This is a genomic window from Pseudarthrobacter sp. NamE2, from assembly GCF_005796205.1.
Classification (GTDB): Bacteria; Actinomycetota; Actinomycetes; order Actinomycetales; family Micrococcaceae; genus Arthrobacter.
The window spans coordinates 158736-179496 of record NZ_VAHN01000009.1 but is presented as its reverse complement, the minus strand read 5'-3'; the positions used below and the strand labels follow the sequence as shown (position 1 = coordinate 179496).

19 protein-coding genes are annotated in these 20761 nt (G+C 66.2%); 10 read left to right on the top strand and 9 right to left on the bottom strand.

The window, feature by feature from the left end:
• Nucleotides 1-82: 82 nt before the first annotated feature.
• Both FDW83_RS12545 and FDW83_RS12540 read right to left on the bottom strand, forming a co-directional pair.
• A complete protein-coding gene (locus FDW83_RS12545) occupies nt 83-1615 on the bottom strand; it encodes an NCS2 family permease (protein WP_138138416.1) in 1533 nt (510 codons plus the stop codon).
• Nucleotides 1616-1629: 14 nt separating this feature from the next.
• The gene (locus tag FDW83_RS12540) at nt 1630-2124 is read right to left on the bottom strand and encodes a nucleoside deaminase (RefSeq protein ID WP_138138415.1); all 495 of its coding nucleotides are present in this window, start codon (nt 2122-2124) and stop codon (nt 1630-1632) included.
• A 403-nt stretch (nt 2125-2527) separates the two neighbouring features.
• Between FDW83_RS12540 and FDW83_RS12535 the strand changes: the two genes are divergently transcribed.
• Together FDW83_RS12535 and ligD are read left to right on the top strand one after the other, a co-directional pair.
• Nucleotides 2528-3898 carry an 8-oxoguanine deaminase gene (locus FDW83_RS12535; RefSeq protein WP_138138414.1) on the top strand — a complete coding sequence of 457 codons (1371 nt, stop codon included), beginning with the start codon at nt 2528-2530 and terminating at the stop codon, nt 3896-3898.
• Between the two features lie 31 nt (nt 3899-3929).
• Nucleotides 3930-5171, top strand: a complete 1242-nt coding sequence (gene ligD, locus FDW83_RS12530) for a non-homologous end-joining DNA ligase (RefSeq protein WP_138138413.1) — start codon at nt 3930-3932, stop codon at nt 5169-5171.
• On the opposite strand, the gene FDW83_RS12525 is transcribed toward ligD, so the two are convergent.
• The gene (locus FDW83_RS12525; protein ID WP_138138412.1) at nt 5168-5356 is read right to left on the bottom strand and encodes a hypothetical protein; all 189 of its coding nucleotides are present in this window, start codon (nt 5354-5356) and stop codon (nt 5168-5170) included. The two genes, ligD and FDW83_RS12525, sit on opposite strands and share 4 nt — an antisense overlap.
• Before the next feature lie 359 nt (nt 5357-5715).
• Here FDW83_RS12525 and pucL point away from each other — a divergent pair, with 359 nt between their 5' ends.
• Nucleotides 5716-6624 carry a factor-independent urate hydroxylase gene (gene pucL, locus FDW83_RS12520; protein WP_138138411.1) on the top strand — a complete coding sequence of 303 codons (909 nt, stop codon included), beginning with the start codon at nt 5716-5718 and terminating at the stop codon, nt 6622-6624.
• A 182-nt stretch (nt 6625-6806) separates the two neighbouring features.
• Entirely contained in the window at nt 6807-8312 is a 1506-nt protein-coding gene (locus tag FDW83_RS12515) for a nucleobase:cation symporter-2 family protein (RefSeq protein ID WP_138138410.1), read from the top strand.
• 71 nt (nt 8313-8383) lie between these two features.
• Here FDW83_RS12515 and FDW83_RS12510 read toward each other — a convergent pair whose 3' ends face one another.
• Together FDW83_RS12510 and FDW83_RS12505 are read right to left on the bottom strand one after the other, a co-directional pair.
• On the bottom strand, nt 8384-8632 hold the full coding sequence (locus tag FDW83_RS12510; protein ID WP_138138409.1) for an SCO4226 family nickel-binding protein: 249 nt from the start codon (nt 8630-8632) through the stop codon (nt 8384-8386).
• A gap of 152 nt (nt 8633-8784) precedes the next feature.
• Nucleotides 8785-9540, bottom strand: a complete 756-nt coding sequence (locus tag FDW83_RS12505; RefSeq protein ID WP_138138408.1) for an IclR family transcriptional regulator — start codon at nt 9538-9540, stop codon at nt 8785-8787.
• Nucleotides 9541-9750: 210 nt separating this feature from the next.
• On the opposite strand from FDW83_RS12505, the gene FDW83_RS12500 reads away from it, so the two are divergent.
• The 5 genes from FDW83_RS12500 to FDW83_RS12480 all read left to right on the top strand — a co-directional run bounded on the left by FDW83_RS12500 (nt 9751) and on the right by FDW83_RS12480 (nt 16179).
• Nucleotides 9751-11193: an NAD-dependent malic enzyme gene (locus FDW83_RS12500; protein WP_138138407.1), complete on the top strand. Its 1443-nt coding sequence runs from the start codon at nt 9751-9753 to the stop codon at nt 11191-11193.
• A gap of 35 nt (nt 11194-11228) precedes the next feature.
• Complete coding sequence (gene aceB / locus FDW83_RS12495) at nt 11229-12827, top strand: malate synthase A (protein WP_138138406.1); 1599 nt, start codon at nt 11229-11231, stop codon at nt 12825-12827.
• A 3-nt stretch (nt 12828-12830) separates the two neighbouring features.
• Nucleotides 12831-14108 carry an aldolase gene (locus FDW83_RS12490; RefSeq protein ID WP_138138405.1) on the top strand — a complete coding sequence of 426 codons (1278 nt, stop codon included), beginning with the start codon at nt 12831-12833 and terminating at the stop codon, nt 14106-14108.
• A 13-nt stretch (nt 14109-14121) separates the two neighbouring features.
• On the top strand, nt 14122-14934 hold the full coding sequence (locus tag FDW83_RS12485; protein WP_138138404.1) for a bifunctional allantoicase/(S)-ureidoglycine aminohydrolase: 813 nt from the start codon (nt 14122-14124) through the stop codon (nt 14932-14934).
• Nucleotides 14935-15027: 93 nt separating this feature from the next.
• Nucleotides 15028-16179 carry a serine hydrolase gene (locus FDW83_RS12480; protein WP_138138403.1) on the top strand — a complete coding sequence of 384 codons (1152 nt, stop codon included), beginning with the start codon at nt 15028-15030 and terminating at the stop codon, nt 16177-16179.
• Nucleotides 16180-16191: 12 nt separating this feature from the next.
• Here FDW83_RS12480 and FDW83_RS12475 read toward each other — a convergent pair whose 3' ends face one another.
• Nucleotides 16192-17373, bottom strand: coding sequence for a zinc-dependent alcohol dehydrogenase (locus FDW83_RS12475; protein WP_138138402.1), 1182 nt, complete (start codon nt 17371-17373; stop codon nt 16192-16194).
• A gap of 169 nt (nt 17374-17542) precedes the next feature.
• On the opposite strand from FDW83_RS12475, the gene FDW83_RS12470 reads away from it, so the two are divergent.
• A complete protein-coding gene (locus tag FDW83_RS12470; RefSeq protein WP_138138401.1) occupies nt 17543-17791 on the top strand; it encodes a hypothetical protein in 249 nt (82 codons plus the stop codon).
• On the opposite strand, the gene FDW83_RS12465 is transcribed toward FDW83_RS12470, so the two are convergent.
• The 3 genes from FDW83_RS12465 to FDW83_RS12455 all read right to left on the bottom strand — a co-directional run bounded on the left by FDW83_RS12465 (nt 17788) and on the right by FDW83_RS12455 (nt 20703).
• Nucleotides 17788-18492, bottom strand: coding sequence for an HAD family hydrolase (locus FDW83_RS12465; protein WP_138138400.1), 705 nt, complete (start codon nt 18490-18492; stop codon nt 17788-17790). The genes FDW83_RS12470 and FDW83_RS12465 overlap by 4 nt on opposite strands.
• Nucleotides 18492-18782 carry a hypothetical protein gene (locus FDW83_RS12460; RefSeq protein WP_138138399.1) on the bottom strand — a complete coding sequence of 97 codons (291 nt, stop codon included), beginning with the start codon at nt 18780-18782 and terminating at the stop codon, nt 18492-18494. The genes FDW83_RS12465 and FDW83_RS12460 overlap by 1 nt, the downstream gene beginning before the upstream one ends.
• Nucleotides 18783-18894: 112 nt before the next feature.
• Nucleotides 18895-20703 carry a glycoside hydrolase family 15 protein gene (locus tag FDW83_RS12455; RefSeq protein ID WP_138138398.1) on the bottom strand — a complete coding sequence of 603 codons (1809 nt, stop codon included), beginning with the start codon at nt 20701-20703 and terminating at the stop codon, nt 18895-18897.
• Nucleotides 20704-20761 lie beyond the last annotated feature (58 nt).

The following is a 20761-nucleotide window of genomic DNA, read 5'->3' as shown; positions in this document are numbered from 1 at the left end:
AATGCGTGCGGTATGCCGGTCCGGTCATCCGCGCCCGGGCATGGCGGAGCGGACAGCCGGACCGGCAGCACAGCATCGCGGGTCAGGCTCCCAGGAGGAGGTTGATGGGCCCACGGGCGAAGTACACCAGGAATCCGGCGCTGACGGCCCACATCAGCGGGTGGATCTTCTTCGCCTTGCCGGACGCGGCGCCGATGATGGCCCAGCTGACGAAACCCACCCCGATGCCGTTGGCGATGGAGTAGCTCAGCGGCATGGTCACGATGGTGAGGAATGCCGGCAGGGCCACGCTGAACTTGGTGAACTTGATCTCGCGGATCTGCGCCATCATCATCGCGCCCACCACAACGAGCGCCGCGGCGGCGACCTCGAGCGGAACCACGCTGGTGAGCGGGGTGAGGAACATCGAGCCGAGGAACAGCACACCCGTCACCACCGAGGCCAGGCCGGTGCGGGCGCCTTCGCCGATCCCGGCCGCGGAGTCGATGTACACGGTGTTGGAGGAGCCGGAGGTGGCGCCGCCGGCCACGGCGCCGAAGCCTTCCACGATGAAGGCCGATTTGAGCCGGGGGAACGTGCCGTCCTTGTGCGCGACGCCGGCACTCCTGGCCAGGCCGGTCATGGTGCCCATGGCGTCGAAGAAGTTGGTGAAGACCAGGGTGAACACCAGCATGGTGGCTGCAAGCCCGCCGATCCTGGCGAACGAGCCGAAGAGGTCGAACTGCCCAACCAGGGACAGGTCCGGGGCGGAGACGAGCTGCCCGGACAGGACAGGGGTGTTCAGGTGCCAGCCGCCGGGGTTGGTGGCGCTGGCGGGGCCGATCTTGAAGACGGCTTCCACGACGGCGGCCAGCACGGTGGTGCCGACGATGCCGATCAGCAGGCCGCCCTGGACCTTGCGCGCCACCAGGATGCCCATGCTGAGCAGGCCAATGACGAACACCAGGGTGGGCACGGAGGTGATGGAGCCGCCGTCGCCCAGCTGCACGGGCGGCCCGCCCGCCGTGGCCCGGACGAAGCCGGAGTCCACGAAGCCGATGAAGGCGATGAACAGGCCGATGCCCACGGTGATGGCAGCCTTCAGTTCCTTGGGCACTGCCCGGAAGATGGCGGTGCGGGCACCGGTGACGCCGAACAGCACAATCAGGATGCCGTTGATCACCACCAGGCCCATGGCCTCGGCCCAGGTGACTTCCTGGATCACCGAGACGGCCAGGAAGGAGTTGATGCCAAGCCCTGCCGCGAGGCCGAACGGCAGGTTGGCGACGAGGCCGAAGAGGATGGTCATCACACCGGCAGTGAGGCCGGTGACGGCGCCCACCTGCGCGGCGGAGAGCCACCCGCCGGCGACGTCCGTGGGCGCGTTGTCCGCGCTGAACCCGCCGAGGATGAGCGGGTTCAGGATGACGATGTACGCCATGGTGAAGAAGGTGACCAGGCCGCCGCGGAATTCACGGGCCAGCGTTGAGCCGCGCCGGCTGATGTGGAAGAACCGGTCAAGGAGGGAGTTCGACGCCGGCGGCTTGGGGGTGCCTGCCGTTGCAGCGGCTGCCGGGCGGGGGGTGCGGGTTTGTGGAGCCGAATGCTCCTCGTGGGAGGAATCCAGGATGGTCATCGTAGCCGCCGGGCCTAGTAGTCGATCCTGGAGTCGAGCGTGTTCCAGGTGTTGAACGGCTCCAGCGGCGTCGGGGCCTGGGGATCACCCAGTTCCAGCTTGGACACCGGCATCAGGGAGTCCCTGTCCTGGCTTTCGAAGTATTCGTAGAAGACGGCGTCGTCGAAGCCGACTGAGGCGGCGTCGTGCCGGTCTGCCGCGTAGACAACCCGCTCGACGCGGGCCCACAGCGCGGAGGCCAGGCACATGGGGCATGGCTCGCAGCTGGTGTAGAGGACGGCGCCGCTGAGGTCGAAGGTGCCGAGCTCGCGGCAGGCGGTGCGGATGGCGGTGACTTCCGCGTGGGCGGTGGGATCGTTGTCCGCGGTGACGCGGTTGACGCCGTCGAACGTCTTGCCGTCCGCGGTGACGATCATGGCGCCGAAGGGCCCGCCGCTGTTGAGGACGTTGGCCGTTGCCAGCCGGATGGATCTGGCCAGGAACTGCTCGGCCGTGACGGTGGTACTCATGATGCGACTTCCTTAGTGCCGGGAAGCCTGATGCCGGTTGCAGGACCAGTAGAACCAGGTGCGAACGGTTACCAGGCTTCAGCATGTGCTGTGAAGGTTAAGTTGCGCCTGGTAGATAGCCTCCCGGAACCGGGTGCCCGCCTTTGGCAAAATCGAGGTTAGCACCGGATTGTGGTCCGCGCCATACTTTTCTGGAAACTTAATTTCGCGATGTGAAATCCGTGTTTCCGCGGCCTGACACCGGTCATATTCCGCCGGCGTTGACGGCGGCACCGCCGCTCCCTAGGCTGAACGCACCCGCACTGCCTTGCCATCAACAGGTGCAATTTGCGGCCACCTGGATCAGCAGACAGGTCCCCACTGAGCTGGAGTTCCCATCCCTGCGCTCGGACAAGGACAAACAATGGTTCTCTCCACGCCTGCCTCCACTTCCCGGCTCTGGATCCGGGATCCGCTGGCTGCGTTCACCGCCAATTCGCTCGACGCTTCGGGCGGGGTGGTTGTAAGCGGCGGCACCATCGTGGAGGTGCTTGCTGCGGGCCAGCAGCCTGCGGCACCGTGCGCGGACATCTACGACGCCGGCAGCCATGTCCTGCTGCCCGGCCTGATCAACACGCACCACCACTTCTACCAAACCCTGACGCGCGCCTGGGGGCCGGTGGCGAATGCCCCGCTCTTCCCCTGGCTGCAGAACCTGTACCCGGTGTGGGCGCGGCTCACCCCAAAGGACCTTGAGCTTGCTGCCACGGTTGCGCTGGCCGAACTGCTGCTCTCCGGCTGCACCACCGCCGCCGACCACCACTACCTCTTCCCTGCAGGGCTGGAAGACGCCATCGACATCGAGGTGGCCGCGGTGCGGCGCCTGGGCATGCGCGCCACCCTCACCCGAGGTTCCATGACGCTGGGAACGGACGACGGCGGCCTGCCGCCACAGTCGACGGTGCAGGATCCGGAGGTGGTGCTGGCAGACAGCGAACGGCTGGTGGCCCGGTACCACGAGCGCGGCGAGGACGCCGTCATCCAGATTGCTTTGGCCCCCTGTTCACCGTTCTCGGTGACGAAGGAGATCATGGCTGAAAGCGCGGCGCTCGCCGGGCGCCTCGACGTCCGGCTGCACACCCACCTGGCCGAAACCCTGGACGAGGAAGACTTTTGCCTGGAGATGTTCGGGCTGCGGACCGTGGACTACCTGGACAGCGTCGGCTGGCTGACGGACCGCACCTGGCTCGGCCACGGCATCCATTTCAGCGACGCGGAGATCAGCCAACTCGGAAAGGCGGGCACCGCCGTCGCGCATTGCCCCACTTCCAACATGAGGCTCGCTTCGGGCACGGCCCGGGTCCTGGAACTGGAGGATGCGGGGGTGCCGGTGGGGCTGGGAGTGGACGGCTCGGCGTCGAACGATGCCTCCAACATGATCCTCGAGGCCCGGCAGGCGCTGTATCTCCAGCGGCTCCGGTACGGGGCTGACGTTCCAGTGGTGCGCGCGCTCGGCTGGGCGACCCGCGGGTCGGCTGCCGTTCTCGGCCGGCCCACACTCGGGCAGCTGGCGCCCGGCATGCAGGCGGACCTGGCAATGTTCAAGCTCGACGACCTCCGCTTCTCGGGCAGCCACGACCCCGTCGCCGCGCTGCTGTTGTGCGCCGCCGACCGCGCGGACCGTGTGATGGTGGGCGGGCAGTGGCGCGTGCTGGACGGGCAGATCCCGGGACTGGACACCGCAGGACTGATTGCGGAGCACTCCGCCGCGGCGCGGAAGCTTATCAACGGCTGACGCGCCGGGGACCAACTGCTAGCGTGGCGGCATGACTCCGTCAAAGACGCCGGCCGAGATCCTGGACATCGAGGGTGTTGAGGTCCGGATCTCGAGCCCGGACAAGATGGTGTTCCCCGAGCCGGGGCTGACCAAGCTGGACCTGGTGCGCTACTACCTGGGGGTGGCGGAGGGTGCGCTCCGGGGTGCGGGCGGCCGGCCGATGGTGCTCAAGCGTTTCCCCAAGGGCATTGACGCCGAGCCGTTCTTCCAGAAGCGCGTGCCGGAAAACCACCCGCCGTTCATCGACACCACCACACTGCACTATGCGTCCGGCACGTCGGCGGAGGAGGCCGTCATCCGGGATGCGGCGGGCCTGGCCTGGGTGATAAACCTCGGCTGCCTGGACCTCAACCCGCACCCGGTGCGGGCGGAGGACCTGGAGCATCCCGACGAACTGCGCGTGGACCTGGATCCCATGCCGGGCGTCGACTGGTCGCAGATAGTGGACGTCGCCTACGTGGCACAGGAAGTCCTCGACGATGTGGGGCTGGTGGGATGGCCCAAGACCAGCGGCTCGCGCGGGCTCCACATCCTGGTGCGCATAGCGCCCCACTGGTCCTACAAGGAGGTCCGGCTCGCCGCCGAAACGCTTGCCCGGGAGGTGGAAAACCGGGCGCCCGGCTTGGCCACGGCGCGGTGGTGGAAGGAGGAGCGGGGCGAAAGCGTCTTCGTGGATTTCAACCAGAACGCCAAGGACCGCACGGTGGCATCGGCCTACTCAGTGCGTGCCCTGCCTGACGCCCGGGTGTCGACGCCCCTGGCATGGGAGGAGGTCCGTACCGCCCGGCCGGAACGGTTCACGGTCCCCACGGTGCTGGAGCGGTTCGCGGAGATCGGCGATCCGCACGCCGGCATCGATGACACAGCGGGAAAACTGGACGGACTGCTGGCCCTGGCCAAGGAACTGGGTCCTGCCGAGAAAGCACCCCGCGGGGTGAACGGATCGGGCCGCCGGCAGTCAGTGATGCCGCTGATCGAGGTGGCGCGCACTAAAACCAAACCGGAGGCGATTGCCGCGCTTGAAGAGTGGAAGTCCCGCCATGCAGACATTGTGCCTGCCCTCCATCCGGCCGATGTGCTGGTGGACGGGATGCGCGGTTCCAGTTCCCTGTGGTACCGCGTGCGCGTGAACCTGCAGCATGTTCCTGAAGCCGGGCGTCCGCCGCAGGAGGAGCTCATCGCGGACTACGACCCCTGGGCGGGCAAGGAATGGCCGGGCCGGCCCGTTTAGCCCCGCTGCTTACCAAACCCCGGCAGCGCGGAGATCCACCGGGAGAATCGGCCGGGTTCGTGAACGCGGTCCTCGGGGACGTAGAAATCCGGGTCCGTGCCGCCGCCGAGGGGGAGGTAGAACTCCTTGGCTGAAGGTGCGGCGGCCGGCTGCGGCGCGACGGGCGTCCTGTCCTGCTGGTACATCTGATCCTCCTCGGAATAAGAACAAGTTCCGCAAAGCGGAAAAGTGTTTTTGCTATATGAAAAGCATAAGAGCGGCGAGGGGGATCGGTCAATGGATCGGAGCGCAGCCCGGACCACCAACAGTCACAATTCGAATTTTGCTTTTGTGATGTACACCACCGCCTTGCAGGGGTACGCTGTTAGGCAACTCGTGGCGCAGGTCACGTAACCTGGGAGCAGCAGGCAGGGTCGTAATGAGCTGGCATCGATGGATGCCGGCTCTTTTTTGTTGGGTCGGCTCCACCGGAAACGCGCTCGAAACGCGCACTTAATTTCAGTGCTGGAACCTAGGTTCCACTTACCGGGAGTTGGGAAAGACCATGAGCAGCAAGATCATCCTCGGCGAAAATCAGTACGGCAAGGCGGAGGTCCGGGTCGTCAAGATCACCCGCGACACCGACCGCCATGAGATTGAGGACCTGAACGTCACCTCGCAGCTGCGGGGCGACTTCACCGCAGCCCACCTCGAGGGCGACAACGCCCACGTGGTGGCCACGGACACCCAGAAAAACACCATCTACGCCTTTGCCCGCGACGGCGTCGGCTCCCCCGAAGCGTTCCTGCTGCGCCTCGGCAAGCACTTCACCTCCAGTTTTGACTGGGTCACCGGCGGCCGCTGGGAAGCCGAGTCGTACGCCTGGAACCGCATCCAGGCGCACGGCAGCGAACACGACCACTCGTTCGTCCGCAACGGCCAGGAAGTCCGCACCGCCGTCCTGGTCCGCGACGGTGCCACCACCCACCTGGTCTCCGGCCTGAAGGACCTCACCGTCCTGAAGTCCACCCAGTCCGGCTTCGTGGGCTACCCGCGAGACCGGTACACCACCCTGCCCGAAACCACAGACCGTATCCTGGCCACTGACGTGTCTGCCCGCTGGCGCTTCAAGACCGGCACCGACTTCAGCAGCCTGGACTTCAACAAGAACTACGACGACGTGAAGGCGCTCCTGCTCGAAGGCTTCACCGAAAAGTACTCGCACGCCCTGCAACAGACCCTGTTCGATATGGGCGCCAAGGTCCTCGAGGCCCACAGCGAGATCGACGAGATCAAGTTCTCGATGCCCAACAAGCACCACTTCCTGGTCGACCTCACACCGTTCGGCCTGGACAACCCCAACGAGGTCTTCTATGCAGCTGACCGCCCCTACGGCCTGATCGAGGCCACCGTCCAGCGCGACGACGCCACCGCGGCCCCCGCCGCCTGGTCCGGCATCGCCGGCTTCTGCTAGATCCCATGCCGGTGGGCTTGTCGAAATCCAACCGGCTTTCGACAGGCTCAACCACCGACAGGCTCAACCGCCGGTGGTGGAGCCTGTCGAAACCAACCCCAGCACCACCCCCACAGCTTCACCTGTTAGCCAGACAACGTTAGCCAGACGATGACGTCTGCCATGAACCAAGAAAGTCTGCCATGAACACCAAGAAAAAACTGGCCGCTGCGGCCGCCGGCAAAGGGTCTGCCAAGGCCCGCCCGGAGGACCAGAGGCTCCCCATCGGAAGCACGTTCGCCTACGGTTTCCAGCACGTCCTCACCATGTATGGCGGCATTATTGCCCCGCCGCTGATCATCGGCGCCGCCGCGGGCATGAGCTCCCAGGACATCGGCCTTCTCATCGCGGCCTGCCTTTTCGTCGGCGGCCTCGCCACTATCCTGCAGACGGTTGGCGTACCCTTCTTCGGCTCCCAGCTGCCACTGGTTCAGGGCGTCTCCTTCGCCGGCGTCTCCACCATGGTGGCCATCGTCCATGGGGGCGGCGGAATCCAGACGGTATTCGGTTCGGTGATCGCGGCGTCACTGATCGGGCTGCTGATCACCCCGTTGTTCTCGAAGATCATCCGCTTCTTCCCGCCAGTGGTCACGGGAACGGTCATCACCACCATTGGCCTCACCCTGATGCCCGTGGCGGCCAACTGGGCCATGGGCGGCAACAGGACTGCCGAAAACTACGGCAGTATGGCAAACATCGGCCTCGCCGCCGCCACCATGGCCATCGTCCTGCTCCTCAGCAAGGTGGGCAGCGCGGCTATCTCGCGCCTGTCCATCCTGCTGGCTATGGTCCTGGGCACCCTGATTGCCTTCGCCTTCGGCATGGCCGACTTCTCCAAGGTGGGCCAGGGAGAAATCGTGGCCTTCCCCACGCCCCTCGCCTTCGGCCCGCCCACCTTCGAAATCGCCGCCATTATCTCCATGCTCATCGTCATCCTGGTGACCCTGACTGAAACGTCGGCGGACATCATCGCCGTGGGCGAGATCGTGGGCAGCAAGGTGGACTCGAAGCGGATCGGCGACGGCCTTCGCGCGGACATGCTGTCCAGCGCCATCTCCCCGCTGTTCAACTCCTTCACCCAGAGCGCGTTCGCCCAGAACGTCGGCCTGGTGGCCATTACCGGCGTGAAAAGCCGTTTCGTGGTCAGCGCCGGCGGCCTGATCCTAGTGATCCTCGGCCTGCTGCCTGTCCTTGGCCGCGTGGTCGCAGCGGTACCCACGCCCGTTTTGGGGGGCGCCGGCGTCGTACTCTTTGGAACGGTGGCGGCCAGCGGCATCCGCACGCTGTCCAAGGTGGAGTACAAGAACAACATGAACCTGATCGTCGTGGCTGCGTCCATCGGATTCGGCATGATCCCGATCGCTGCCCCCGCATTCTACGACCAGTTCCCGTCCTGGTTCGGCACCATCTTCCACTCCGGCATCAGCTCCGCAGCCGTGATGGCCATCCTGCTGAATCTGCTGTTCAACCACTTGAAGGCCGGCAACTCGGAGAACCAGTCGGTCTTCGTCGCCGGCACCGAACGGGTGGTCCAGGAGCAGGACATCAAGTGCCTGATGGAGGGTGACCGCTTCGAAGGCGGCAAGCTCATCGACTGCGACGGCAAGGAAGTCCCCATCCAGTCATCCGAGAAGGCTTCGGAGCACTAGGAGGTACAAAAAACAGTTCACCGCAGTGGCCCTAGGGAACACTGCGGTGAACTGTTCTCAATGGCGACTACTCATACCGCCAGCGGGACGGGATGGATTTCGTCCGCCGGATGGCCCGCCCGCTCGTGAATCCGTTTTACAGCGTCTGCGGACGGAGCCTCCGACAGGCAGTAGACCAGGCCGGATTCGGGATCCGCCCAGGCTTGTTTGAAGTCAACGTGCTCATCCGCTTGGATTGCCAGATCCGCGTTATGCGCGGCATGCAACTGCTCTGCGGTGATACCGACCATATTGTGATGCACATCCATGAAGGTTGCCATGACAGCACTCCCGGGGTTGATTCCAATGGATGGGCTGATGCTACGCCCGCTCCATCAACCGGTCAACGGCCTTTTCCGCCGGCATTCGGCACCCGGAACCCTGCTGGGGCAGGGCCTGCCAGAGGTGGAACGACAGCGGTGCACCCGGCGCATCAGCTGCGGTTAAGCTCCTCGGAGATAGCCTCAGCCGCTTCCCGCAGGACGGGTACAGCTTTGTCAGCGAAGTGCTCGTCAACGCGGGACACGGGCCCGGACACGGAAATCGCGGCGGGCGTGGGAGCGTCTGGAACCGCCATGGCGAAGCAGCGCACGCCGAGCTCCTGCTCCTCCTCGTCAATTGAGTACCCCCGCTCCCGTATGAGCTTGAGGTCCGCCAGGAGGTCCTCTACGTCGCCGATGCTCTTGGGGGTGGGGGTTGGCATTCCGGTGCGGGCAACGATTCCGCGCACGGTGTCATCGTCCAACTGGGCAAGGATGGCCTTGCCCACGCCGGTGTCATGCATATGGGCTCGTCGGCCCACCTCGGTAAACATGCGCATCGAGTGCAGCGACGGTACCTGCGCAACGTATATGACCATGTCTGAATCCAGGACGGCCATATTGGAGGTCTCCCCCAGCCTGTCCACAAGCGTTTTCAGCTGCGGCCGGGCCACGGCGCCCAGCTGCTTGTTGGCCCCCTCCCCCAGCCGGATGAGCCGCGGGCCCAGCGCATACCGCCGGTTGGGCAGCTGGCGGATGTATCCCAGGGACACAAGGGTACGCAGGAGCCGGTGGATGGTGGGCAGCGGCAGGTCCGTGGATGAGGACAACTCACTCAGCGTGACGTCGCCGCCCGCATCGGTGATCAATTCCAGAAGTTCGAAGACGCGCTCGACGGACTGCACGCCTCCGGCGGCTTTTTCAGCCATGTACCAGTCTCCTGTGACTCAGATTCCGACAAGTCTTATCCGCATCGTGAAAAGAATTGCCCTAGTTGTTTCAAGATACAGCACCGTGGGGGTGTACGCGACGGAAAGGCAGGAGGGGTTGTGTTTCCACAAAGTAGATAATAATATCCATAATACGAAAACATTCGTTTCTAGCAGCAGCCCGGACAAGGCCCAACAGGAGGACATTCAATGGCGAACCCCAGCCCCGGAAATTCGATCACCCTGCGCGTGGAAGCACCATCAAGCTTCAGCGCCACCAGCGAACTGGCAGCAGCAGTGGGAGCAGCCGGCGCCGCCATCACCGCACTGGACGTCAGCGAATCCCACCACGAAACCCTCGTCGTCGACGTCACCTGCAACACCACGGACGACGCCCACGCCGCCCGCGTCAAGGACGCCCTGGACGCGCTCGACGGCGTCACCGTCCAGCACGTCTCGGACCGCACCTTCCTGATGCACCTCGGCGGCAAGCTCGAAGTCGTCCCCAAGGTAGCCCTGCGCAACCGTGACGATCTTTCGCGCGCCTACACTCCCGGCGTCGCACGCGTCTGCCTGGCCATCGCGGAGGACCCGGCCGCCGCCCGCAACCTCACGGTCAAGCGCAACACCATCGCCGTCCTCACCGACGGTTCCGCGGTCCTGGGCCTCGGCAACATCGGCCCCGCCGCAGCCCTTCCCGTCATGGAAGGCAAGGCCGCCCTCTTCAAGCAGTTCGCCAACGTGGACGCCTGGCCCGTCTGCCTGGACACTCAGGACACCGAGGAGATCATCCGGATCGCCAAGGCCATGGCTCCGGTGTACGGCGGCATCAACCTGGAGGACATCGCAGCCCCGCGTTGCTTCGAGATCGAAAACCGGCTCCGCGAGGAACTGGACATCCCCGTGTTCCACGACGACCAGCACGGCACCGCCATCGTCACCCAGGCCGCCCTGGTCAACGCCCTGCGCGTGGTGGACAAGAAGCTCTCCGAGGTTCGGATCGTCGTCTCGGGCGTCGGCGCGGCAGGCTCCGCCATCATCCAGCTCCTCAAGGCCCAGGGCGCGCGGCACATCATCGCCGCCGGCCGCTCCGGCGCCATCCACGCCGGAGAGAAGTACAACGACGAACACCGGACCTGGATTGCCGCGAACACCAATGAAGAAGGTTTCTCCGGCACACTGCACGAGGCGCTCAAGGGCGCGGACGTCTTCATCGGCGTCAGCGCCCCGCATGTCATCGGCGAGGAGCAGGTGGCGTCCATGGCGGACAACGCGATCGTCTTCGCCATGGCCAACCCGACGCCGGAAATCGATCCCGTTGTTGCCTCCAGGCACGCCGCGGTGGTGGCCACGGGCCGCAGCGACTTTCCCAACCAGATCAACAACGTGCTGGCCTTCCCCGGCTTCTTCCGCGGCCTGCTGGATGCCGGCGCCTCCGACATCACGCCGGAGATGCTGGTGGCCGCGGCCGAGGCAATCGCCAACCGGGTTGCTGACGACGAGCTGAACGCAAGCTACATTATCCCCAGCGTCTTCGATCCCCATGTGGCCGGTGACGTCGCCGCCGCAGTAGCTGCCGCCGCCCGCTCGGCAAACGTGGCAACCGCCGCGGATTCGGCCGAAGCCGCCGCTCCCGCACTGGCCAACGCCTGACCGCCCGAACTTCCAGCCAAAGGAAAGGACCAGAAATGGCCATCACCGTCACAGATCCCCGGCCGATCAACCGCGCCGAAGAGATCCTCACCCCCAAGGCGCTGGCGTTCGTGGAGGAGCTTCACACCCGCTTTGCCGGCACCCGCAGCGAACTCCTCGCCGCCCGCACGGCCAAGCGGCAGCGCGTTGCAGAAACCGGAAAGCTTGACTTCCTGCCGGAGACGCAGGACGTGCGCGACGGCGACTGGAAGGTCGCGCCCGCACCGGCGGCCCTGCAGGACCGCCGGGTTGAGATGACCGGCCCCGCCTCCCCGGCGAAGATGGCCATCAACGCCCTCAACTCGGGCGCAAAGGTGTGGCTGGCGGACCTCGAGGATGCCAGCACCCCCACCTGGAGCAACGTCATCGACGCGATCCTTAACCTCCGCGACGCCGCCCAGGGCACCCTCAGCTACACCTCGGATGAAGGCAAGGAGTACCGGCTCCGCACCGACGCGCCACTCGCCGTCGTGGTGGCCCGCCCCCGCGGCTGGCACATGCAGGAAAAGCACCTGCTGGTCAACGGCGAACCCGCCGTGGGCGCGCTGGTGGACTTCGGCCTGCACTTCTTCCACATCGCCAAGCAGCTGGTGCTCAACGGCCACGGCCCGTACTATTACCTGCCCAAGATGGAGAGCCACCTCGAGGCACGGCTGTGGAACGACATCTTTGTCTTCGCGCAGGACTACCTGGGCCTGAACCAGGGCACCATCCGCGCAACGGTGCTGATCGAAACCATCCCGGCCGCCTTCGAGATGGACGAGATCCTTTACGAACTGCGCGACCACGCCTCCGGCCTGAACGCCGGCCGCTGGGACTACCTGTTCAGCATCATCAAGTACTTCCGCGACGCCGGCGAAGAGTTCGTCCTCCCGGACCGCGCCTCCGTGGTGATGACCGCCCCGTTCATGCGCGCCTACACCGAACTGCTGGTGAAGACCTGCCACAAGCGCGGCGCCTTCGCCATGGGCGGCATGGCAGCCGTCATCCCCAACCGCCGCCACCCGGAGGTCACCGCGGCTGCCTTCGAGAAAGTGCGGGCGGACAAGACCCGCGAGGCCAACGACGGATTCGACGGTTCCTGGGTTGCGCACCCGGACCTGGTGCCCACGTGCCGCGAGGTGTTCGACTCGGTCCTGGGCGACAAGCCGAACCAGGTGGACAAGCAGCGTCCGGAGGTTTCCGTCACGGCGGAGCAGCTACTGGATGTCTCCTCCGCAGAAGGCCAGGTGACCGAAGCCGGCCTGCGGCTGAACCTCTACGTGGCCGTGGCCTACACCGCGGTCTGGCTCTCCGGAAACGGCGCCGTGGCCATCCACAACCTGATGGAAGACGCAGCCACCGCGGAAATCTCCCGCTCGCAGGTGTGGCAGCAGATCCGCAACAAGTCCGTCCTCGCGGACACCGGCAACACCGTGACCAAGGAACTGGTGGAGCGGATCCTGGGCGAGGAGACCGAGCGGCTGCGCACCGAGTTCGGCGACGAGGCGTTCCGCCGCTACTACCAGCCGGCCAGCGAACTGATCGCGGACATCTGCCTCTCGGACGACTACACCGACTTCCTCACCACCCCAGCCTACGAACTGGTGGGCTGAGGCATGTCCGCAACACCCAAGCCCTCGCTTTCCGCGGGGGACCTCGCCCACATCGACGGGCAGCTTGCTGCCACGGACCGGCTGCTGGAGCAGAACTACCCGGGCGACGACGGATCCCGCCAGCCCGTGCACACGGTGTACGTGCCGGCGGACCGCTTTACGCCGTCGTTCGCTGCCGATTGGGGCGCCGAAGCGGCGGCGACGGCGGAGGCCCACGGCGGGTTTGAACGGCTTGGCTCGCTTCTGGGCCAGGACGCCGGCCTCGCCGAAGCGGTCGCCTCGCGCGTCGCGGCGAAGCTCGCCGGCGAACCGATCGAGGACCTGCGCCTCGACTTCGAGGACGGGTTCGGGGACAGGGGCGACGACGCCGAGGACGCCGCCGCGGTTGCCGCTGCTTCCGCGGTGGCCAGGGCAGTCGCGGCCGGGTCCGCGCCCCCGTTCATCGGGATCCGGTTCAAGTGCTTTGAGGCGGCCACCCGGGCCCGCGGCCTGCGGACCCTGGACCTGTTCGTCTCGGGCCTCACCGCTGCCGGTGAGCTGCCGGACGGGCTGGTCCTGACGCTGCCGAAAGTCACAACGGTGGCGCAGGTCCAGGCCATGGACTATGCCGTGTCCCGGCTGGAGGAAGTCCACTCGCTGCCCGCCGGGCGGCTCCGCTTCGAGGTCCAGGTGGAAACTCCGCAGCTGATCCTGGGCCCGGACGGCACCTCGCCGGTGGCACAGCTGCCGCATGCTGTTCCCGGACGGATCAGCGGACTGCACTACGGCACGTACGACTACTCCGCGTCGCTGCAGATCTCGGCCGAATACCAGTCCATGGAGCACCCGGTGGCCGACTTCGCCAGGGAAGTCATGCAGCTGGCCGTGGCGGGGACTGGAATCCGGCTTTCGGACGGGTCCACCAACATCATTCCGGTAGGCGACAACGTGGAGAACGCCTGGCGGCTGCACGGCCGACTGGTCCGGCGGTCGCTGGAGCGCGGCTACTACCAGGGCTGGGACCTGCACCCCGCCCAGCTCGCCAGCCGCTTCGCCGCCACCTACGCCTTCTACCGGGAGGGCCTGCCGGCGGCCGCCGCGCGCCTGCGCAACTACGTGGAGCGGACCGAAGGCGGCGTCATGGACGAGCCCGCCACCGCCCGGGCCCTGGCCGCGTTCGTCCTCCGGGGGGTCCAGTGCGGCGCTGTGGGGGCCGAGGAAGTCCAGGCGCTTGCCGGCGTCGGAATTCCGCAGCTCACCGCGCTGGCGCACCCGCGGCTCGCCACCACTTCCAACTCCTAAGTAAGGACCTTCGATGGGCAAGTACTACACCCCCACCGGCGGATTGCCGCCGCAGACCCACCTCACCACCGAGCGCGCCATCGTCACCGAGGCGTACACGGTCATCCCCAAGGGCGTGCTGACGGACATCGTCACCTCCAACCTGCCGGGCTTCGCCAACACCCGCTCGTGGATCATCGCCCGCCCCATCTCGGGCTTTGCCACCACCTTCTCGCAGCTGATCGTGGAGATCGGCCCGGGCGGCGGGGCACCCCGCGCCGAATTCGAGGAGGGCGTGGAAGGCGTCGTTTTCGTCACCAAGGGCACCGTCAACCTGACGCTGGACGGCGAACTGCACACGCTTGAGGAGGGCGGATACGCCTACCTGGCCGCCGGGGCACAGTGGGGCCTGGAGAACGTTTCCGATGACATCGTCTCCTTCCACTGGATCCGCAAGGCCTACGAACGGCTCGAGGGGTACGAAGCCAAGTCCTTCGTCACCAACGAAAAGGACGTGGAGCCAACGTCCATGCCGGACACCAACGACGTCTGGAAGACCACCCGATTCACGGACTCCAGCGACCTGGCCCACGACATGCAGGTCAACATCGTGACGTTCCAGCCCGGCGGCGTCATCCCGTTCCCGGAAACCCACGTGATGGAGCACGGCCTGTACGTCCTGGAGGGCAAGGCGATGTACCTGCTCAACAACGACTGGGTTGAGGTGGAGGCCGGCGACTTCATGTGGCTGCGCGCCTTCTGCCCGCAGGCCTGCTACGCCGGCGGCCCCGGCGAGTTCCGGTACCTGCTGTACAAGGACATGAACCGCCAGGTGCGCCTCACCTGACCCGACCACCCCACCCAACTGACTCGCAGTTAACGTCGTAAAAACCCGTTTTCGCGACGTTAACTGCGAGTCAGTTGGGGGAGAATCGGTTGTATGGGCAGGCGCCGGGGCGGCGGGTGGAGACGGACCGCGGCTGCCCTGTGCGCCGTCCTGCTCACGGCCGCCGCCTGTACCGGGGACCCGGAGCCGCCCCCGCAGCCGCCGGACGGGGATGAGCCCTCCGCCGTCGCCATCCTCGAGGCGTTCACCGCCCGAATGCTGGACGAAGGCGCCCCTGCGGTGCTGATCTCCGTGACGGACAACGGGGAAACGTGGAACCATGCGGCTGGTGTGCGGAACATGGAAACGGGCGGCTCCGCCCAGGTGTCCGACCCCGTCCGGGTTGGCGGCATCTCTGAATCCTTCGTCGCCGTCTCCGTGATGAAGCTGGTGGAGGAGGGCAGGCTGGACCTCGACGGCCAGGTCAGCAGCTACCTGCCCGAGTTCGGGACCGTCCTGCGGCCGCCCGTTCCCGTCAGTGTCCGCCAGCTGCTGACCCACGAATCCGGGATCCCCGACTTCTCCATCCCCCTGCTGGCATCCGGGCCGTGGGAGGAAACCATGAACCGGCCGCTCAGCCTTGAACAACAGCTGGCGCTGGCGGCCACGCTGCCCTGGGACGGCCGGCTGGCGCGGATCTTCGACTATTCGCGCTCGAACTACACCGCCCTGGCCCTGATCGTCGAGCGGCTCCGCGGCCAGGAGATCGGCGAGGTCCTGGCCGCGGACACCGCCGCTCCCCTGGACCTGGGAAACACCCGCCTGGGCGGGATGCCGCCGGACACGACGGTCCACGGGTACGTCACCCTGGAAGGACAGCGGGTGGACGTGACAGGGCCCGCCTGGCTCACCGAACTGCCCGCAGCGGGTGCCCTGTCCACGGTGGAGGAAGTGAACAGGTTCTACGCTGCCCTGCTGCAGGGCCGGCTGCTTGCCCCGGATACCGTGACGGCCATGAAGGGCGGCTACTCGCAGTACTACGGTTTTGCCCTGCGGCGCTGGAACAACACCTGCAACAACCGCTTCTACTATGGACTTCCCGGTGATGTGGACGGCTACGGCACGATCGCCATGACCAGCGAGGACGGCAGCAGGCAGCTGGCCATGGCGGTGGCTTACCCTCCCGCGCCGCCTACCCTGGACCTGAATCCGTTGATTTTCGAGATGCAGGATGTGGCGCAGGAGGCCCTCAACAGCCTGTGTTGAAAGAGCCCCTTCTCAGGCGCCCGGGTTCAGGACCACCTTGATGCAGCCGTCCTCCTTCTTCTGGAACTTCTCATACAGCGCCGGTGCGCCTTCCAGGCCCGAACGGTGGGTGACCAGGTCCATCACACCCAGCGGATCGGCGTCGTCTTCCACCAGGGGCAGCAGGTCGTCGGTCCAGCTGCGCACGTTGCACTGGCCCATCCGCACCTGCAGCTGCTTGTCGAACATGGTGAGCATCGGCATGGGGCTGGCCTGGCCGCCGTAGACGCCGCTGAGCGAAAGGGTCCCGCCGCGCCGGACGGCGTCGATGGAGGTATGCAGTGCCGCAAGCCGGTCCACGCCGCCGGTTTCCATGGCCTTCTGCGCCAGCTTGTCCGGCAGCAGCCCCAGGGCCTGGTGGGCAAAGCCGGCCACGGGTGAACCGTGGGCTTCCATCCCGACGGCGTCCACCACCGCGTCCGGGCCCCTTCCCGAGGTCATCTCCCGCAGTTCGTCCGCGATGGTTTTGGAGTAGTCGAACGTTTCCACCCCGTGCCGCGCCGCCATCTCCCGGCGTTCCGGTACCGGATCCACGCCTACAACACGGAAGCCGTGGTGCACGCCGATCCGGCTGGCGAACTGGCCCACCGGACCCAGGCCGAACACAGCGAGGGTGCCGCCGGGCTGCACGTTGGCGTACTCCACCGCCTGCCACGCGGTGGGAAGGATGTCTGAAAGGAACAGGTAACGCTCATCGGGCAGTTCGTTTCCCACCTTGACCGGCCCGTAGTCGGCATGCGGCACGCGCAGGTACTCGGCCTGGCCACCGGGGACGGACCCGTAGAGCTCGGAATAGCCAAAGAGGGCTGCCCCGGATCCTTTCTCCTTTACCTGGGTGGTTTCACACTGGGACTGCAGTCCCTGTCCGCACATGTAGCAGTGCCCGCAGGAGATGTTGAAGGGAATCACCACCCGGTCGCCCGGTCGAAGGTTGGTGACGGCGCTGCCCACTTCCTCCACAATGCCCATCGGCTCGTGGCCGATGACGTCGCCCTTGTGCATGTAGGGGCCAAGGACCTCGTACAGGTGCAGGTCCGAGCCGCAGATCGCCGTCGAGGTGATGCGCACGATGGCATCGGTGGGCTCCTGGATCACGGGGTCCGGCACTTCCTCCACGCTTACCGAGCGTTTTCCTTGCCAGGTCAGTGCTTTCACAGTCTCCCTTTCTCTGGTGCTCCGTTGGGGCATAACGCCCGCCCTTCGACGCTATAGGCTCCGGCGGAAAAAAGTAAGCAGGCTGATCAAATACTTGTCGTCCCGGCCGGGGCCTTCTAGCGTAGGAAGGGCCAACATGCCCCTGATGCCGAGTGGAAAGAGGAACCCCATGTCGTTGTACCAGCCGGAACCGGTCGAGATCTCCACCCGCATGCGGCCCGGCGAGTGGACGGAAGCCAGCCTCGAGGAACTCGTCAACAGCTACCGCCACAGAATTGTGGAGATGGGTGCCAGCGTGTCCGATATCGTTACGGACATCGAGCGGAATGACGACGGTTCGGTGCGCGTCGCGGTGTCCTGGGCAAAGCCTGCCGACGCCGGCGACGAGGACACCGTCACGGGCGGCCAGACCGTCTAAGCCAGGAGCAGCTTGCCGATCGCGCTTGATTCCAGGTTCCGCAGGAGGTCGCGCGGGCCCTCGTAGACCTCAACGGCACCGGCATCCCGCAGTTCCGCTGCGCTGATGCCCCCGCAGGTGACCCCCACGGAGGGGATGCCGAGCGCGGCGGCGGCTTTCATGTCCCAGACGGCATCGCCAACAAAGACGGCGTTCTCCGCTTCCAGGTCAACGGCCCGCAGGGCCGCCACCAGGATGTCCGGCGAGGGCTTGCTTTCCTTGGCATCGTTGGCGCTGGTGGCGCCGTCGATCACGCCGTCAGCATCAAGGATGGATTTCATGACCTGCAAGTCCTTCTTTCGGGCGGAGGATGCGAGCGCAACGGCCAGCCCCCGGTCGTGGCATGCTGCCAGCAGTTCCCGCGCCCCGTCCAAGGCACGCAGTGACGGCCAGTGGGATGCGTAGAGGGCGCCGTGGCTGGACATGACCTCGTGGTCCGCATCGCGGTCCCGGTCGGCGGGCAGGAGGTTATCCACCAGCCGGTCGCCGCCCATCCCCACGAAGTGGTGGATGGACGCCATGGGGATGTCGTAGCCGTACTGGCGGAAGGCGCCCCACCAGGAAATGGTGTGGATGTAGGACGAGTCGATGAGTGTTCCATCGACGTCAAACAGAACCCCCCGGCGTCCGCCGCCGGGGGGTGAAGTACGGGACGGGCCCATCAGCCGACCGCAGCCCGTTTGGCCTCCGGGGTCCTCCTGCGCCTGGCCGCCTCCTCCTTGGGAGTGCTGACCGGCCGCACGCGGTCCCGGATCACCGTTCCGGCACCGTCGCGGCTCTTATCCCGGATAAGTCCGGTGCCGGCAATTTCACGCGCCATCGCGACGCCGGCCGCTGCCGCCCTTTTGGTGGGAAAGGTCACCGAGATGGCCATCAGGTTCCCGGCACCGTCCATCATCCTGACCCTATAGCCGCCGTCAGGCGCGTCCACGAGTTCGAAATACCCGGCCATTCACATCACTCCTCCATCAGTCACGGCGTTGTGCCTGAAGCACTCCGTGAAGTGTTAGTAAGTATACTTATCTATGTTGCGAAGGAGAAGCTCCGCCCTTTCCGGCGCCGCCTCAGCGCCTCTCCGCCGTTTCCGGCGGAATCGGGGTATCGCTCCGCCGAACCGTATCCTGATGCAGTTCCAAAGCGCTAGTCACAAGCGCGAAATGGCTGAAAGCCTGGGGAGTGTTGCCCAGCTGGCGCCCGGCTTTGACCGCCCATTCCTCGCTCAGCAGGCCGACATCGTTGCGCAGCTCCAGCAGGCGTTCGAAGAGTTCCCGGGATTCCGCGTGCCGGCCCGCGCCCAGGAGGGCTTCCACCAGCCAGAAGGAACAGGCCAGGAAGACGCCCTCATCGCCCGGCAGCCCGTCGTCGCTCTCGGCCGGACGGTACCGCAGTACAAAGCCGTCCTCCGTGAGCTCCCGCTGGACAGCCTCGATGGTTCCGATGACCCGCGGATCGTCCGGCGGCAGGAACCCTACGCGCGGAATCAGGAGGAGGCTGGCATCCAGCTCCGGCCTGCCGTAGGACTGCACGAAGGTGTTGCGCTCGGCATCGAAACCGTTGGCCATCACGTCCCGGCGGATGGTCTCCCGCAGCATTTCCCACCGTTCAACGGGACCCGGCAACCCGGATTCGCGAACCCCTTTCACCATCCGGTCCGCGGCAACCCAGGCCATCACCTTGGAATGCGTGAAGTGCCGGCGCGGCCCGCGCATTTCCCACAGCCCGTTGTCCGGCTGGTCCCAAATTGTTTCCAGGTGGGCCATCAGCGCGCACTGGACGTCCCATGCCTCGTCGGTATGCTTGAGCAGCGAGTTCCGCGTGAGCGCGAGGCAGTCCAGCACCTCGCCCCACACGTCCAGCTGCAGCTGTTCCGCGGCGCCGTTGCCGATCCGCACCGGCGAGGAATTCTCGTACCCCTTCAGCCAGGGCAGTTCCATTTCCGGCAGCCGGCGTTCGCCGTGGATGCCGTACATGATCTGCAGGTCGGCAGGGTCCCCGGCCACGGCCCGGAGCAGCCAGTCCCGCCACGCTGCAGCCTCGGCCGTATACCCGGCAGCAAGGAGGGCCTGCAGGGTCATGGTGGCGTCGCGGAGCCAGCAGTACCGGTAGTCCCAGTTGCGCGGCCCGCCCAGTTGTTCGGGCAGGGACGTGGTTACCGCCGCAACGATCCCGCCCGTGGGTGCGTAGGTAAGCGCCTTCAGCGTGACGAGGGACCGGACCACCGCTTCCTGGTATTCGCCCTTGACCGTGCACTGCGAGGACCAGCCGCGCCAGAACGCATGCGTGGTATCCAGGACCCGTTCCGCGTCCACCGTGTGGGGCCGGCCCAGGTGGCTGGGTGCCCAGGTGAGGACGAAGGGGACGCGCTCTCCGGCGCTGACCGTGAAGTCGCTGACGGTGTGCATGTTCTCGCCGTGCAGGGGCGCGCTGGTGGCGAAGTAGGCGGCATCCGGCCCGGCGATGGCGTGCAGGCCGTGCTTGTCCCTGCGCACCCAGGGGACGATGTGGCCGTAATCGAACCGCATGATCAGCTCGCCATGCATCCGCACGGTGCCGCTCACGCCCTCGACGATGCGCACGATGTCCGCCACGGCATCACGGGGCGGCATGAAGTCGATGACCCGCACCGTTCCGTCGGGGGTGTCCCACTCCGTTTCCAGGATCAGGGTGCCGTCCCGGTACCTCCGCCGGGTGCACGGCCCGGCGCCGTGCGGCGCCAAAAGCCAGCGGCCGGCGTCGGGCGTGTCCAGCAGTGCGCTGAAACATGCCGGGGAATCGAAGCGGGGCAGGCACAGCCAGTCGATGGAGCCCTCGTTGCTGACCAGGGCACCGGTTTGCAGGTCCCCCACCACCGCGTAATCCTCAATTCGTGCCATGTCCTTACCCTGCCACAGTCCGCCCGGCGGCAAAGGCACAATCCGGTGTAGCCTGCAG

What these genes read in the sequence shown, in the direction of transcription:
- FDW83_RS12545 (WP_138138416.1), bottom strand. Translation starts at nt 1,615, where the DNA reads ATGACCATCCTGGATTCCTCCCACGAGGAGCATTCGGCTCCACAAACC.
- FDW83_RS12540 (WP_138138415.1), bottom strand. Translation starts at nt 2,124, where the DNA reads ATGAGTACCACCGTCACGGCCGAGCAGTTCCTGGCCAGATCCATCCGG.
- FDW83_RS12535 (WP_138138414.1), top strand. Translation starts at nt 2,528, where the DNA reads ATGGTTCTCTCCACGCCTGCCTCCACTTCCCGGCTCTGGATCCGGGAT.
- ligD (WP_138138413.1), top strand. Translation starts at nt 3,930, where the DNA reads ATGACTCCGTCAAAGACGCCGGCCGAGATCCTGGACATCGAGGGTGTT.
- FDW83_RS12525 (WP_138138412.1), bottom strand. Translation starts at nt 5,356, where the DNA reads ATGTACCAGCAGGACAGGACGCCCGTCGCGCCGCAGCCGGCCGCCGCA.
- pucL (WP_138138411.1), top strand. Translation starts at nt 5,716, where the DNA reads ATGAGCAGCAAGATCATCCTCGGCGAAAATCAGTACGGCAAGGCGGAG.
- FDW83_RS12515 (WP_138138410.1), top strand. Translation starts at nt 6,807, where the DNA reads ATGAACACCAAGAAAAAACTGGCCGCTGCGGCCGCCGGCAAAGGGTCT.
- FDW83_RS12510 (WP_138138409.1), bottom strand. Translation starts at nt 8,632, where the DNA reads ATGGCAACCTTCATGGATGTGCATCACAATATGGTCGGTATCACCGCA.
- FDW83_RS12505 (WP_138138408.1), bottom strand. Translation starts at nt 9,540, where the DNA reads ATGGCTGAAAAAGCCGCCGGAGGCGTGCAGTCCGTCGAGCGCGTCTTC.
- FDW83_RS12500 (WP_138138407.1), top strand. Translation starts at nt 9,751, where the DNA reads ATGGCGAACCCCAGCCCCGGAAATTCGATCACCCTGCGCGTGGAAGCA.
- aceB (WP_138138406.1), top strand. Translation starts at nt 11,229, where the DNA reads ATGGCCATCACCGTCACAGATCCCCGGCCGATCAACCGCGCCGAAGAG.
- FDW83_RS12490 (WP_138138405.1), top strand. Translation starts at nt 12,831, where the DNA reads ATGTCCGCAACACCCAAGCCCTCGCTTTCCGCGGGGGACCTCGCCCAC.
- FDW83_RS12485 (WP_138138404.1), top strand. Translation starts at nt 14,122, where the DNA reads ATGGGCAAGTACTACACCCCCACCGGCGGATTGCCGCCGCAGACCCAC.
- FDW83_RS12480 (WP_138138403.1), top strand. Translation starts at nt 15,028, where the DNA reads ATGGGCAGGCGCCGGGGCGGCGGGTGGAGACGGACCGCGGCTGCCCTG.
- FDW83_RS12470 (WP_138138401.1), top strand. Translation starts at nt 17,543, where the DNA reads ATGTCGTTGTACCAGCCGGAACCGGTCGAGATCTCCACCCGCATGCGG.
- FDW83_RS12465 (WP_138138400.1), bottom strand. Translation starts at nt 18,492, where the DNA reads ATGGGCCCGTCCCGTACTTCACCCCCCGGCGGCGGACGCCGGGGGGTT.
- FDW83_RS12460 (WP_138138399.1), bottom strand. Translation starts at nt 18,782, where the DNA reads ATGGCCGGGTATTTCGAACTCGTGGACGCGCCTGACGGCGGCTATAGG.
- FDW83_RS12455 (WP_138138398.1), bottom strand. Translation starts at nt 20,703, where the DNA reads ATGGCACGAATTGAGGATTACGCGGTGGTGGGGGACCTGCAAACCGGT.